Raw genomic sequence first — 12,946 nt, forward strand, 5'->3', positions numbered from 1 at the left:
CGGCGTTCGATACAGATGGCCTTACGGCGGATTGGCGGCGACGGATCTGACGATATCATCACGCTCTATATCCAGCAGCGCCTGGTGAACTGAGAATTGCCGGGTTTCGCCGGATGCGGACAAAACGAGGATTACCGTTTCCTTCGGCGGGCAATCCGGCTGTACGCAGGCAATCTCGTTGACGGAAACGATCTCGTCTTCGCGGAGGGCAAGCAGTTCCCGCGTCCAGTGTTTCACAAGACGGGCCTTAGAGACTATCGCAGAGCCGCTGCGTGCAAGCGGATTTGCTCTTGCCGTCATCGGAAAACCCTTCTTGCTGCCTGCGAGGCCAATGCCTCAAAAAGATCGCGGATCGGCTGCTGCGGCATATCCATGCCGATGAGGACAACACGTGTTGCACGGTTGCCATCCGGCCAGCTTTCCAGACGGCTCAGCGGATAAAGCCGGTGCTGCACGGCATGGGCGACCACTGGACGGTCCGGATCATCCGTCGCACCGAAAATTCCCTTGAGCCGCAGCAGGCCGGAATGCACGTTGCTGGTGACGAGTTCGAGAAAGGTGACGATCGCCTGCGGATCGAAAGCGCCTTCGAACGTCAAATCGAACGCCTCGACCCCCGCACCATGACGATTGATATCGTGCACGTGCGCCGCATGCAGGCTCAGCCTGTCGGCGGCAAGCCAACCCGTTACGTCTTCCGGCTTGTTACGCAAGGAATAATCCGCCGGCGCAAACAGCGACATCAGATTGAAGTCGCGCGCGTTGCGGTCATGCAGACGCGCGGCAGGATTGAGATCGGAGAGGCTCTCACAGCCCCTCGCCGCCCCGTCCGTGAGATCGGTTTTGGTCAAAACAATGTGATCGGCAAAGGCAAGCTGTTTCCAGCCCTCGATGAAACTGTCGAGCATCGCCTGGCCGGAGGTAATGTCGAAAACAGTAACGACACCGGAGAGATGAAAGTGGCGGGCGACGATATGGTCGCGCAGGCCGGCGGCAGGCGTACCACCGGGAATCAGGCTGTTGATGATCGGCGCAGGATCGGCAAGGCCAGTGGTTTCGATGACGACACGCGATATTTCCGGCACCAACCCTTCCAGAAAGGCCAGATGCAACTCGTAAAGCGAGGTGCGGATATCGCTGGTGGCGGTGCAGCAGATGCAGCCGGTCGTGGTCCTGAAATAACGCTCCGAACCGGTGCGGACCAAGCCGTGATCGATGGGCACCGAACCGAATTCGTTGACGATGACGGCGGCACCACGCATTTCCGGTTCGCTCAGAAGCTCGTTCAGAAGCGTGGTCTTGCCCGCCCCCAGAAAGCCGGTAAGCAGTGTGACAGGCACCGTTCCGGTGGATGGGGTGACGGACGAGACGTCTTCTGGTGCAACCGCCTTCTTCCGCTTCATTCCGAACACATCCGCACCTTCAAGCAGCAAATCTTGGAGAGATTTAATACGTAATGTAATAACATATCAATACTTCTTGTTAGAAATTGCTCTTGAACATGGCATCCGCAGACTGCTTCCGGTATCCCGTCCCGAGCCATGCCCACAAGCACACGAAAAAACCAAAGCGGACCCAAAATGGAATAATAAAACCGTTTCGTTCACTTTCGTTTTTTTCGTTCCACCATCTATTGCATTTTCATTAGAGTTCGCTTTAAATCAGGCCGCTAATACAGAAAAGCTCGCCCGCAGCTATATCGAGGAGGATAGGCTGCAATAAGGGGCTGTATCTTTTACTGTTTTTAAAATGGGAGGAATCGCCTTGAAAAAACTCAGCTACCGTCTTGCTGCGGCATCTGCGCTTTCGTTTTTTGTCACATCGAACGCATTCGCCGCGACGGAAATTCAGTGGTGGCATGCCATGACCGGCGCCAATAACGAGGTCGTGGACGCGCTCGCGAAAGAGTTCAACGATAGCCAGACAAACTACAAGATCATGCCCGTCTTCAAGGGCACCTATCCGGAAACCCTGAATGCCGGCATTGCGGCCTTCCGCGCCAAGCAGCCGCCGGCGATCATTCAGGTCTTCGACGCCGGTTCCGGCGTGATGATGGGTGCTGCCGGCGCAATCAAACCGGTGGCGGAAGTACTGAAGGAGGGCGGCTACACCTTCAACAAGGACGAATATCTGGCCGGCATCGTCGCCTATTATTCCAAGCCTGACGGCACCATGCTGTCCTTCCCCTATAATTCGTCCTCACCGATCCTGTATTACAACAAGGACACCTTCCAGAAGGCAGGCCTTGACCCGGCAAATCCGCCGAAGACCTGGCCGGAGGTTTTCGAAGCTGCCAAGAAGATCAAGACAAGCGGCGCTGCCCAATGCGGATTCACCTCAACATGGTTGACCTGGATCCAGACCGAAAACTTTGCCGCATGGAACAACGTCTCCTATGGCAGCAATGAAAACGGGCTGGGCGGCACCGATGTGAAGCTTGCCGTCAACGCGCCGCTCTTCGTCGAACACTTCCAGGCCATTGCCGACCTTGCGAAAGACGGCACCTTCCGTTACGGCGGGCGCACTTCGGAAGCCAAGCAGCTGTTCATGTCCGGCGAATGCGGCATCCTTACCGAATCCTCCGGCGGCCTTGGGGATATCATCAAGACCGGCATGAATTACGGTATCGGCCAGCTTCCCTATTACGAGGGTCATGGTCCGCAGAACACCATTCCCGGTGGCGCGAGCCTCTGGGTCTTCGGCGGCAAGAGCGATGCCGAATATAAAGGTGTGGCCGAGTTCTTCCATTTCCTTTCCCAGACCAAGATCCAGTCTCGTCTGCATCAGGTCTCCGGATACATGCCGGTAACGATCGCGGCCTATGAGGAAACCAAGAAATCCGGCTTCTATGACAAGAATCCCGGCCGCGAAACGCCACTTCTGCAGATGATGGGCAAGCCACCGACAGAAAACTCCAAGGGCGTGCGCCTCGTGAACCTGCCGCAGGTCCGCGACATCATGAACGAAGAGTTCGAGGCGATGCTGGCCGGCAAGCAGGACGCGAAATCCGCACTCGACAAGATTGTCACGCGCGGTGATGCGGCCATCAAGCAGGCAACCGGCAACTAAACGATCCCTGCCCCCGCCCGCATCCTCACCCGGTGCGGGCGGTATTCCCATTTCATCAGGAGATCGCCGTGCAAAGCGTCGTATTCCCCAACAAGATCCTGCCCTATCTGCTGGTCGCGCCACAGATCATCCTGACGGTGATCTTTTTCTTCTGGCCCGCAAGTCAGGCGCTCTACCAGTCGACCATGCGCGAGGATGCCTTCGGGCTGAACAGCAATTTCGTCGGGCTGGCCAATTTTTCCGCCGTACTTTCGGATGAAAGCTATCTGAACGCGCTGCACGTCACGGTCATTTTCAGCGTCCTGACCGCACTCGTCTCGATGGGGCTGGCATTGCTTCTGGCAACGGCGGCAGACCGCGTGGTGCGCGGCAAGGGTTTTTACCGCACCATGATGATCATGCCCTATGCTGTGGCACCCGCCGTCGCTGGCATGCTCTGGCTGTTCATGTTCAATCCGGCCATGGGAACCTTCTCCTATATCCTGCGCCGCAACGGCATCATGTGGGACCCGCTGCTCAACGGCAATCAGGCCATGCTGCTCGTGGTCGCAGCCGCCGCATGGAAGCAGATCAGCTACAATTTCCTGTTTTTTGTCGCAGGCTTGCAGGCAATTCCGAAATCATTGCTGGAGGCGGCCTCCATTGACGGCGCACGCGGTTCGCGGCGCTTCTGGACCATCGTTTTCCCGCTGCTGGCGCCGACAACATTCTTCCTGCTGGTCGTCAACACCGTCTATGCCTTCTTCGATACGTTCGGCATCATCCACGCAGTTACTGGCGGCGGCCCTGCCAAGGCGACAGAAACACTGGTCTACAAGGTCTACAATGATGGCTTCGTTAACCTGAACCTCGGCTCTTCCGCCGCGCAATCCGTCATCCTGATGGTGATCGTCATTGCGTTGACCGCCTTCCAGTTCCGCTTCGTCGAGAAGCGCGTGCACTACGGCTGAGGATTTCCTGATGATTGAAAATCGCCCGGTCGCCCGCGTGATCGCCCATCTGATGCTGGTTCTCGGCATCATCATCGTGGCCTTCCCGATCTACTACACCTTCATCGCGTCATCCATGACGTCGAATGACATCATTCGCCCACCGATGTCGCTGCTGCCCGGCGACCATCTTGGTGAAAACTATACAGATGCCATGGTCGGCGGCGTCGAAAGAGTGGTCGGCGTCAGCCTTGAACGGCTGCTGTTCAACAGCTTCGTGGTGGCGCTCGCCATTGCCATCGGCAAGATCGTCATTTCTTTCCTGTCGGCTTTCGCAATCGTATTTTTCCGTTTTCCATTTCGCATGGGCTTCTTCTGGATGATCTTCATCACGCTCATGCTGCCGGTCGAGGTGCGCATCCTGCCCACATACAAGGTCATCGTCGACCTCGGGCTTATCGATACCTATGCGGGACTGACGCTTCCGCTGATGGCGTCCGCGACGGCGACGTTCCTGTTCCGGCAGTTTTTCCTGACCATTCCCGGCGAAATGGTCGAGGCGGCTCGTATCGACAATGCAGGGCCGTTCCGCTTCATGCGCGATATTCTGCTGCCGCTGTCGAAAACCAATATCGCCGCTCTCTTCGTGATCCTGTTCATCTATGGCTGGACCCAGTATCTCTGGCCGCTGCTCGTGACCAACGACGCCAAGATGAACACGATCATCATCGGCCTCAAGCGCATGGTGGATTTCACCGACGCTTCGACGCCCTGGAATTATGTGATGGTGACGGCGATCCTCGCCATCATCCCTCCGATTATCGTTGTGGTGCTGATGCAGCGCTGGTTCGTCAAAGGTTTGGTGGAGACCGAGAAGTAATGGCAAAAATTGCGCTGAAAGACGTCCGCAAGGTTTACGGCGGCAATGTCGACGCCATCAAGGGCGTATCGATGGATATAGCCGATGGCGAGATGATCGTATTGGTCGGCCCCTCCGGCTGCGGAAAATCAACATTGCTGCGCATGATCGCCGGGCTGGAAAGCATATCGGGCGGTGAGATCGTCATCGGCGACCGCGTCGTCAACGATCTCGAACCGTCAGACCGAGATATTGCCATGGTGTTCCAGAACTACGCGCTTTACCCGCATATGACAGTGCGGCAGAACCTCGCCTATGGCCTCAAGAACCGCAACACGCCGAAGGACGAGATCGACCGGCGTATCACCGAGGCAGCCAAGGCGCTGGAAATCGAACAATATCTGGAGCGCAGGCCGCGCCAGCTCTCGGGTGGCCAGCGCCAGCGCGTGGCGATGGGCCGTGCCATCGTGCGCAAGCCCGCCGCATTCCTGTTCGATGAGCCGCTGTCCAACCTCGATGCCAAGCTGCGCGTGCAGATGCGCGTCGAAATCCGCCGCCTGCAACGTTCTCTCGCCACCACCAGCGTCTACGTAACCCATGATCAGATGGAAGCCATGACGCTGGCCGACCGCCTCGTGGTGCTGAATGCCGGCCGCATCGAGCAGATCGGCACTCCGATCGAGCTTTACGAAAAACCGGCCACCACCTTCGTCGCCACCTTCATCGGTTCGCCCTCCATGAACCTCCTGCCCTACGGCACCCCATCGGCTAACGGTGCATCCGGGTGGTCGGTGAATGGATCAGGCGCGCTGCCGCAAACCACCGCAACACTGGGCATCCGTCCGGAAGACATCACGCTCGCGGAAACAGAAGCTCCCGATGCCGCTTTCACTGGCACCGTGCGGGTGGACGCCGTGGAACTGGTGGGCGCGGAAAGCTACGTGCATGGCTCCTTCACAGACGGCACCACCATCGTCTTCCGCGTTCCCGGCCGCTCGCAGCTTGGTATCGGCGAGAACCTGCGGATTGCCGCCCAGACGAAGGACTTCCATCTGTTCGATGCGGCGGGGAAGCGGATTTAGGGTCTTACGAAGGACAAGGAGACACCCGCCTCTCGGCGGGTGCTCGGACTACCAGACCAGCTCAACCTGTGGCCTACCGTTGGAGGTTTTCTCCACCGTGCGTCCGGACGTATCGATATTGCAGTGGATACGCTGCCTGAAAGCCGAGAAGCTTTCGAAGGTCACCACATCCACGGGATCGTCGAGATGCAGGGTCAGCCGGTAGCGTTCCGGGTCGCCGCCTAGCGTTTGCACGCCCAGAACGGAGGCCACGAAGGGCTGGCCTAGATAGAGGCCTTCCACCCGCGAACCAAGAAGATAGGGATTGAATGCGGGACGGTTTCCCGCCGTGGCATGCAGGGTGTTCCAGTCGCGGAAGCCATATTGCGCGGCGATGAGTTCAAGCGCCTTTGAATGGGTGATTGCCTGCCCCTGCCCTTCAAGGGCGGCGCGCAGCCGTTTTGCCTGCTCTTTCAATCCCTCAAGCGCGGGAAGCGGTTTGGACACGTTCATAACGGTTCTCCAACATGCGCATGCCGTATTTTTCCGAAGGGGTCCGCGTTGCCATCGACGACATGCAAAACATGGGGATGACCGTTATTCCAAAAAGAGCTTCACCAAGGGCGTAAACGCCTGCGGACGGCCGGGGCTCTTCTGCCCGTGGCCGTCCATATAGCTCAGAAAGCGCCGCCCGTCAAAGGCAGCGACGGCGCGAGGCCAAGGGGTCAGAAGCGATAGGTGATACCCGCACCGATCAACCAGGGATCGAGTTTCGCTTTGCCACTGATTGGCGTGCCGCCAAGTTCTGCGGTCCAGTCGGTCTTCAGGAAAATCTTCTTCACGTCGAAGTTCACGCCCCAATGTTCGTCCAGCATATAGTCGAAACCCACCTGCACGGCCGCGCCGAACTTGTTCTTGACATCAAGATTGCTGAAGCCGGGTTTTTCGGACTGGTTGTAGAACATCGAATAGTTCACGCCCGCGCCGATATAGGGCTTGAAGGCGCCGAAATCAGTAAAGTGATATTGCAGGGTCAGCGTCGGCGGCAGCAACCATGTCTTGCCCACCGGCGTGCCGGCCAGCACACCCTCGCCGTTGATCTTGGCGTATGTGGTGCCGAGGATGAGTTCGGCAGCGATATTCGGGGTGAAGAAATAGCTGATGTCGAGTTCAGGAATGACCGTATCCGAATAGGAGAGACCTGCACCCGGCACACCGTCAACGCTGCCGCTGTCATGGGTAATGACCCCGAGACCACGCACGCGCAGCATCCATGGGCTCGCCGCCGCAATCGCCTCTTCAGCGGTGGGGGCTGGTGCCGGCGGGGCCAGATCTGCCGCCATCGCGTTGGCCGACATCAGCATCGCCGCGACGCTCACCGTCACACTGGCAAGCAAGGCGGTTTTTTTCTTCCTGTTCGTCATTCCATCTCTCCTATCGCGCGCCGCAGCCGGGCAAGCCCGGGAAACCGGCTGATGGCGGCGGGCATTCGCGAATCCTCGCTTGCCGCAGCCGCTACGGCCACTATCGCCAAGGGAGAGGTGAGCGGATTGAGATGGATCAAACCGAAAGGCGAACGATAAGCCAGGGCAGCTAGCCGGTGCTTGGTGTGACAAATACGCAACGGATAGCCATGACAACGGTCAAAATAGCGGGCCCGGCAGTCGGAAGTTGGCCTGTTTCACAAGCCTTCTCCTTTGCAATCTCAGGCGGCCTGCGGTGCCAAAGTCGCGGAACCAGGCTTTTTGAGAAGCAGTACCGAGACAGCAGCGATCATGCACATCACGCCGGCAATCTGCAGTGCGGGCATGTATGTGTCGAAGTCGCTCTTGAAGAAACCTGCGCCAAAGGCAGCGGTGGCGGCCCCCAACTGATGCCCCGCAAACACCCAGCCGAAAACCAGGCCCGCTTTTTCGCGGCCGAAACTCTCAGCGGCAAGCTTCACCGTTGGCGGCACGGTTGCCACCCAGTCCAGCCCGTAAAACACGGCGAAGACCGAAAGCTCCACGAAGCTGAAGCCCGAGAAGGAGAGATAGATCAGGGACAGCCCGCGCAGACCGTAAAACCAGAAGAGCAGGAAGCGATTGTCGAAACGGTCAGAGAGCCAGCCGGCAAAAATGGTGCCGAAGAAATCGAAAATGCCGATCACCGCCAGCGTGCCGGCCGCCGTGACCGCCGCCATACCGAAATCACCGCAAATGGAAATCCAGTGTGTCTGGATAAGGCCGTTGGTGGAAAGTCCACAGACGAAGAACGTTCCGAAAAGCACCCAGAAAACCGGGTTTCCGGACACGCTCTTCAACGTCAGTATCGGGGATGCCAGTGTTGCAAGAAACTTGTGGTCCTGTTTCGGCGGTTTTACCACCACCGTCTCGCCATAGGCTGGCAGGCCGACATCGGCGGGATGGTCACGCATCAAGAGCAGCACGAGAATCATGGCGATCGCAATCACCGCAACGGATAGCGTCAGCGCGGTGCGCCAGCCATAGGCCTCCGTCAGTGCCGCGAGCAAAGGCAGAAAAACCAGCTGGCCGGTGGCGTTACTGGCCGTCATCAGGCCGATCACCAGTCCCCGGCGCTTTGAAAACCAGCGCGATGCCACGGTCGCGCCCAGCACCAGTGCCGTCATGCCGGTGCCAACACCGATCACCACGCCCCATAACAGCAACAGCTGCCACACCTCAGTCATGAAGAACGAGGCGACGATGCCGCCCATGATCAGCGCAAGGGCCGTCGACACGACCTGGCGAATACCGAAATGGTTCATGAAGGCAGCGGCAAAGGGCCCGAGCAGGCCGAAGAGCACCAGCCTGACCGCCATGGCAGATGAAATATCGGCAATATCCCAGCCGAACTCCTGATGCAGCGGCTGGATCATCACCCCGGCCGATCCCATCGCGCCGGCGGTTGCCAGCATCGTCAAAAAGGTGGTTGCGGCAACAAGCCAGCCATAATGTATGTTTCTGTTGGCCATCCAGCTGGCAAGGCGTGTGGAGAGCATGTTCAAAATCCCTTTCCAGCGGCCAGCGGCCGAAATTTTACGGGTATATACCCTATATTGCGGGCAGATACCCGTTTTATCATCAAAAAAATTACAGGGCTGCGAGTAGTTCCTGCAATTGAGCGGTCTTTTCCGGGCCAAGCCTGGCCTCGATTTCGTCCTGTACTCCGTCCCAGAGGGGCGCGCCTGTTTTCAGTATCTCCTGCCCCTGCTCCGTCACGGTCAGCATCGCTTCGCGCTGATCCTCGCCATGGCCGATGGCCACCAGCCCCATCCGGGCCAGCACCTTGGTATTGCGGCCAACGGTAGAGCGGTCCAGTTCCACCCGCGCGGCGAGATCGGTGAGCGACACCGGCGCCATGCGGTTGATGTTCCGCAACAGGCTGAACTGGCCGATATTGACGCCAAGCGGCGCCAGCGCCTCATCGTAGTAGGACGAGACCTTACGGGATGCTTTGCGCAGCAGGATGCAGTGACAACTATCGTTTGGCATTTTTCGGGTATATACCCGCAAAATGCCAAATGCAAGAGGCACTATAAGATCATGCAGGGACAATGACCGACTACAGCGCCGCGGCACCTCAGAAACGCAGCCGGAGAAGACCGTAGACCGCCAGAACCGCACAAACAGCGGCTCCAATCAGATAGGGCATATGCAGCGCCTCGATGCGGCCGAAGGCCGGTTCGGCAATGGTGACCAGAACGCCAGCGGCAAATGCGCCGAACGACATCGCACCCCAACCGAAAAACCGATAGACGGAATTGACGCGTCCAAGCAACTCGTCCGGAATGAGCCGTTGCCTGTAGCTCACGGTCACCACATTCCACAACATACCCGCCGCAGCCTCGAGAAATAGGCCGACTGCTACCAGTGGCGCGGAACTCGAAAGGCCGAGCACCAGATTGAACAGCGCAAATGTGCATAGCGCCAGAACGAGGCTTGTCCTCGCGCCCAGTCTACGGGCGAACCACGGCGAAGCCAGCCCGCCAAGAACACCGCCAACCGCGCCGCACGTCAACAGCACGCCATAGGCTGTCGCGGAAAGATCGAGCACCTCCTGCGCATAGAGAACGAGGACCGTCATTCCTCCAACGAATACGGCGTTGACTGCCCCCAGCATGATGGCAAGCCGCAGGATCATCGTATTGCGCCGCATCCAGCCAAACCCCTCTCGCAATGCGGGCCAGAAAGAGGCTATGCTGGACGGTTTGCGTGGAGGCAGCACGATAAGCCAAACCAATGCCGCCGAAACCGCGTAAAAACTGGCATCCAGACCAAAGGGAATGGCAATGCCCGCGGCAATCAGCAAGCCTGCCAGTGGCGGGCCGATGAATTGGCCAGTGACCTCTTCGGCGCTCCACATCTGACCATTAGCATGTTCGAGATCGCTCGGTGCGACAAGTGAAGGCAATATCGTCTGGGCTGCATTGTCCCGCACGACCTCAGCGCAACCGAGAAGGAAAGCGATTACCGCCAGTGAAAAAATAGCCGCCGATCCCGATTCTGCCGGTGACGGCAGGTTTGCAGTGGTGGAGATCATGCCGACCGCGCAGATCATCAGCGCAAGCCGAACCACATCGGCCCGCACCATAAGCAGGCGCCGGTCACTTCGATCCGTCCAGACACCGACGGGAAGCGCGAACAGCAGCCAGGGCAGCCGTTGCGCCACCGCAATCATAGAGATCAAGAGCGGATCGCTGGTCAGCAGGGTTGCAAGCCAAGGTATCGCCACCATCGAAATGCCATCGGCAAGATTGGATACGGCGCTCGCGGAAAACAGAAGACGGTAGTCACGGTTCGTTCTGAGTAAAGCTGCCTGCATAGCTGATCTCCGCTTTTGAAATCACGCGGGTGCAGACATATCCGATGCAATGTCCAAAAAAGCCAAATGCAACTTTGTCGCCGCCCGAACCGGTATCACGTCCGAACCCGCAGCTTTGCATAAAAGAACATTTTGCAGCAATCCAATTTCAGCCGGATCAACCCCGGCCGTTCAGCCGGGGCATTAGATACGGATATCGTCTCAGGCAGAGAGCCTGCGGCCGCTTGCAACCAGCATACCAGCCGCACCTTCCAGCCAGCCGGCTTTGAGTTCAAGCGCCAGAAAACGGCTGCGCTCGAACGGGCCGGGCATGATCAGGTGCTGGGCCTTATCGGCAAAAAAGCCGAAGCGCTCATAATAGGCGGCGTCGCCCACCAGAAGAATGCCACCATGGCCACGTTTGGTTGCCTCGGAGATTGCCGCACGCATCAGCGCCGAACCGATGCCCTTGCCTTCATGGGCAGCATCAACCGCAAGCGGGCCAAGCAACAGCGCTTCGACAGCGCGGCCTTCGCGCGAAATGCCAGCTTCGACATTCCACAGGCGCACCGTGCCGATGACATGGCCGTCCTCGTCACGGGCAACGAGCGCCAGACCTTCCGCTGGGACGCGGCCGGCGCGCAGCTTTTCGGAAGACTTGCGGCGGCGGCCAGCGCCCATGGCGCGATCGAGCAGGTTTTCACGGGCAACGACATCGCCCGGATTTTCCTGATCGACATGAAATGTCTGCGGGGTGAAAAATGCACGTACCGAATTCAGAAGAGCGGCCATCTCTCGGCCCTCCATCACACAACCGCCCACACGCGGCCCTTGATCAAAAATGGTGGAGCCGTTCCGGCCCGCCGACACGCTTTCCTCGGCTGGAAGAGGAGCAGCAAGCAGGGATTTGCGCAACAGCACAATCGGCAAAGCCGGAACGGAAGCTTGTTCGAGACGCCGCCTTACTCAGCGGGCGGCGTTCGGATCAGATGACGTAGGCTTTCAGCGGCTCGAAACCGTTGAAGGCAACCGCCGAATAGGTCGTCGTATAGGCACCTGCGCCTTCGATCAGAACCTCGTCGCCGATGGTCAGAGAGACCGGCAACGGGTACATGTTCTTTTCGTACAGCACGTCGGCGCTGTCGCAGGTCGGACCGGCCAGAACGCAAGGCTCCATCTCGTCCTGATCGCGCTCGGTGCGGATCGGGTAGCGGATAGCCTCATCCATCGTCTCGGCGAGACCGCCGAACTTGCCGATGTCGAGGAACACCCAGCGATGGTTGTCGTTGTCGGACTTGCGCGACACGAGAACAACTTCCGCCTTGATGACGCCAGCGTTACCCACCATGCCACGGCCCGGCTCGATGATCGTCTTCGGGATCTGGTTGCCGAAGTGCTTGCGCAGCGCCGTGTCGATAGCCTGGCCGTATTCTTCGGCAGCAGGAACGTCGCGCAGGTACTTGGTCGGGAAACCACCGCCCATATTGACCATCTGCAGGTGAATACCCTGCTTGGACAGCGAAGCGAAAACGCGCTTGGCATCGCCCAGCGCTGCATCCCATGCGTCGAGATTCATCATCTGCGAACCGACATGGAAGGAAACGCCGTAGGATTCGAGGCCCAGCTGATGTGCGTAGACCAGAACATCAACAGCCATCTGCGGTACGCAGCCGAACTTGCGCGACAGCGGCCATTCGGCACCTTCACCGTCCGTCAGCACGCGGCAGAAGACGCGTGCGCCGGGAGCGGCACGGGCAACCTTCTCGACTTCCTCATGGCTGTCGACGGCGAAGAGATCGATGCCGAGCGCGTAAGCGCGGGCGACATCGCGTTCCTTCTTGATGGTGTTGCCGAACGAGATCCGGTCGGACGTTGCACCTGCATCAAGCGCCATCTGGATTTCAGCCACGGAGGCGCAATCGAAGTTCGAGCCGAGCGAAGCAAGCAGCTTCAGGATTTCGGGAGCCGGGTTTGCCTTGACCGCATAGTAGATCGCGCTGTTCGGCAGGGAATGCCGGAACGCGTTGAAATTGTCGCGCACGACGTCGAGGTCGACGACGAGGCAAGGGCCTTCGGGACGTCGGGTCTTGATGAAATCGAGAATGCGTGCAGTCGTCATCGATATATTCCCTATAAAACCGGCTCCGGAAAATCCGGAGGACAAAGGACGCTCGAGATATGCATACGAATCAGCCGGTGGAGGCGCAGAATCGATAGCATACGCT

General features: G+C 58.6%; 13 protein-coding genes. 4 read left to right on the forward strand and 9 right to left on the reverse strand.

The genetic code is table 11. The annotated features are described in order from the left end of the window. Positions 1–21: 21 nt before the first annotated feature. Positions 22–300, reverse strand: a complete 279-nt coding sequence (locus AC1DCP_RS09475; protein WP_076845917.1) for a hypothetical protein — start codon at positions 298–300, stop codon at positions 22–24. Beyond that, entirely contained in the window at positions 297–1,403 is a 1,107-nt protein-coding gene (locus AC1DCP_RS09480; RefSeq protein WP_149915987.1) for a CobW family GTP-binding protein, read from the reverse strand. The genes AC1DCP_RS09475 and AC1DCP_RS09480 overlap by 4 nt, the downstream gene beginning before the upstream one ends. Before the next feature lie 355 nt (positions 1,404–1,758). Here AC1DCP_RS09480 and ugpB point away from each other — a divergent pair, with 355 nt between their 5' ends. The 4 genes from ugpB (at position 1,759) to AC1DCP_RS09500 (ending at position 5,939) form a co-directional block, all read left to right on the forward strand. Then, a complete protein-coding gene (gene ugpB / locus AC1DCP_RS09485; protein ID WP_025595901.1) occupies positions 1,759–3,069 on the forward strand; it encodes a sn-glycerol-3-phosphate ABC transporter substrate-binding protein UgpB in 1,311 nt (436 codons plus the stop codon). Positions 3,070–3,137: 68 nt separating this feature from the next. Further along, the gene (gene ugpA / locus AC1DCP_RS09490) at positions 3,138–4,019 is read left to right on the forward strand and encodes a sn-glycerol-3-phosphate ABC transporter permease UgpA (RefSeq protein ID WP_003510646.1); all 882 of its coding nucleotides are present in this window, start codon (positions 3,138–3,140) and stop codon (positions 4,017–4,019) included. Positions 4,020–4,029: 10 nt separating this feature from the next. After that, positions 4,030–4,878, forward strand: a complete 849-nt coding sequence (gene ugpE, locus AC1DCP_RS09495; protein ID WP_003510648.1) for a sn-glycerol-3-phosphate ABC transporter permease UgpE — start codon at positions 4,030–4,032, stop codon at positions 4,876–4,878. After that, on the forward strand, positions 4,878–5,939 hold the full coding sequence (locus tag AC1DCP_RS09500; protein WP_013761452.1) for a sn-glycerol-3-phosphate import ATP-binding protein UgpC: 1,062 nt from the start codon (positions 4,878–4,880) through the stop codon (positions 5,937–5,939). Before ugpE ends, AC1DCP_RS09500 begins: the two co-directional genes overlap by 1 nt. A gap of 48 nt (positions 5,940–5,987) precedes the next feature. Here AC1DCP_RS09500 and AC1DCP_RS09505 read toward each other — a convergent pair whose 3' ends face one another. From AC1DCP_RS09505 to odc2, 7 genes are all read right to left on the reverse strand, one after another. Continuing rightward, positions 5,988–6,431: a glyoxalase superfamily protein gene (locus AC1DCP_RS09505; RefSeq protein WP_003510652.1), complete on the reverse strand. Its 444-nt coding sequence runs from the start codon at positions 6,429–6,431 to the stop codon at positions 5,988–5,990. 212 nt (positions 6,432–6,643) lie between these two features. Further along, positions 6,644–7,342, reverse strand: coding sequence for an OmpW/AlkL family protein (locus AC1DCP_RS09510; RefSeq protein ID WP_019564584.1), 699 nt, complete (start codon positions 7,340–7,342; stop codon positions 6,644–6,646). 281 nt (positions 7,343–7,623) lie between these two features. Beyond that, on the reverse strand, positions 7,624–8,919 hold the full coding sequence (locus AC1DCP_RS09515) for an MFS transporter (protein WP_111788571.1): 1,296 nt from the start codon (positions 8,917–8,919) through the stop codon (positions 7,624–7,626). A gap of 91 nt (positions 8,920–9,010) precedes the next feature. After that, positions 9,011–9,412 carry a MarR family winged helix-turn-helix transcriptional regulator gene (locus AC1DCP_RS09520; RefSeq protein ID WP_003510658.1) on the reverse strand — a complete coding sequence of 134 codons (402 nt, stop codon included), beginning with the start codon at positions 9,410–9,412 and terminating at the stop codon, positions 9,011–9,013. A gap of 88 nt (positions 9,413–9,500) precedes the next feature. Further along, positions 9,501–10,742, reverse strand: coding sequence for an MFS transporter (locus AC1DCP_RS09525; RefSeq protein ID WP_111828847.1), 1,242 nt, complete (start codon positions 10,740–10,742; stop codon positions 9,501–9,503). 201 nt (positions 10,743–10,943) lie between these two features. Next, positions 10,944–11,513 carry a GNAT family N-acetyltransferase gene (locus AC1DCP_RS09530; protein ID WP_013761478.1) on the reverse strand — a complete coding sequence of 190 codons (570 nt, stop codon included), beginning with the start codon at positions 11,511–11,513 and terminating at the stop codon, positions 10,944–10,946. A 193-nt stretch (positions 11,514–11,706) separates the two neighbouring features. Continuing rightward, positions 11,707–12,840, reverse strand: a complete 1,134-nt coding sequence (odc2, locus tag AC1DCP_RS09535) for an ornithine/lysine decarboxylase (RefSeq protein WP_003510663.1) — start codon at positions 12,838–12,840, stop codon at positions 11,707–11,709. Between the last annotated feature and the right edge of the window lie 106 nt (positions 12,841–12,946).

It is taken from the genome of Agrobacterium sp. 10T429, from assembly GCF_056393925.1.

Bases quoted from the DNA above. Each gene is read 5' to 3' on its own strand.
- AC1DCP_RS09475 (WP_076845917.1), bottom strand. From the start codon at position 300: ATGACGGCAAGAGCAAATCCGCTTGCACGCAGCGGCTCTGCGATAGTC.
- AC1DCP_RS09480 (WP_149915987.1), bottom strand. From the start codon at position 1,403: ATGAAGCGGAAGAAGGCGGTTGCACCAGAAGACGTCTCGTCCGTCACC.
- ugpE (WP_003510648.1), top strand. From the start codon at position 4,030: ATGATTGAAAATCGCCCGGTCGCCCGCGTGATCGCCCATCTGATGCTG.
- AC1DCP_RS09500 (WP_013761452.1), top strand. From the start codon at position 4,878: ATGGCAAAAATTGCGCTGAAAGACGTCCGCAAGGTTTACGGCGGCAAT.
- AC1DCP_RS09505 (WP_003510652.1), bottom strand. From the start codon at position 6,431: ATGAACGTGTCCAAACCGCTTCCCGCGCTTGAGGGATTGAAAGAGCAG.
- AC1DCP_RS09510 (WP_019564584.1), bottom strand. From the start codon at position 7,342: ATGACGAACAGGAAGAAAAAAACCGCCTTGCTTGCCAGTGTGACGGTG.
- AC1DCP_RS09515 (WP_111788571.1), bottom strand. From the start codon at position 8,919: ATGCTCTCCACACGCCTTGCCAGCTGGATGGCCAACAGAAACATACAT.
- AC1DCP_RS09520 (WP_003510658.1), bottom strand. From the start codon at position 9,412: ATGCCAAACGATAGTTGTCACTGCATCCTGCTGCGCAAAGCATCCCGT.
- AC1DCP_RS09525 (WP_111828847.1), bottom strand. From the start codon at position 10,742: ATGCAGGCAGCTTTACTCAGAACGAACCGTGACTACCGTCTTCTGTTT.
- AC1DCP_RS09530 (WP_013761478.1), bottom strand. From the start codon at position 11,513: ATGGCCGCTCTTCTGAATTCGGTACGTGCATTTTTCACCCCGCAGACA.
- odc2 (WP_003510663.1), bottom strand. From the start codon at position 12,840: ATGACGACTGCACGCATTCTCGATTTCATCAAGACCCGACGTCCCGAA.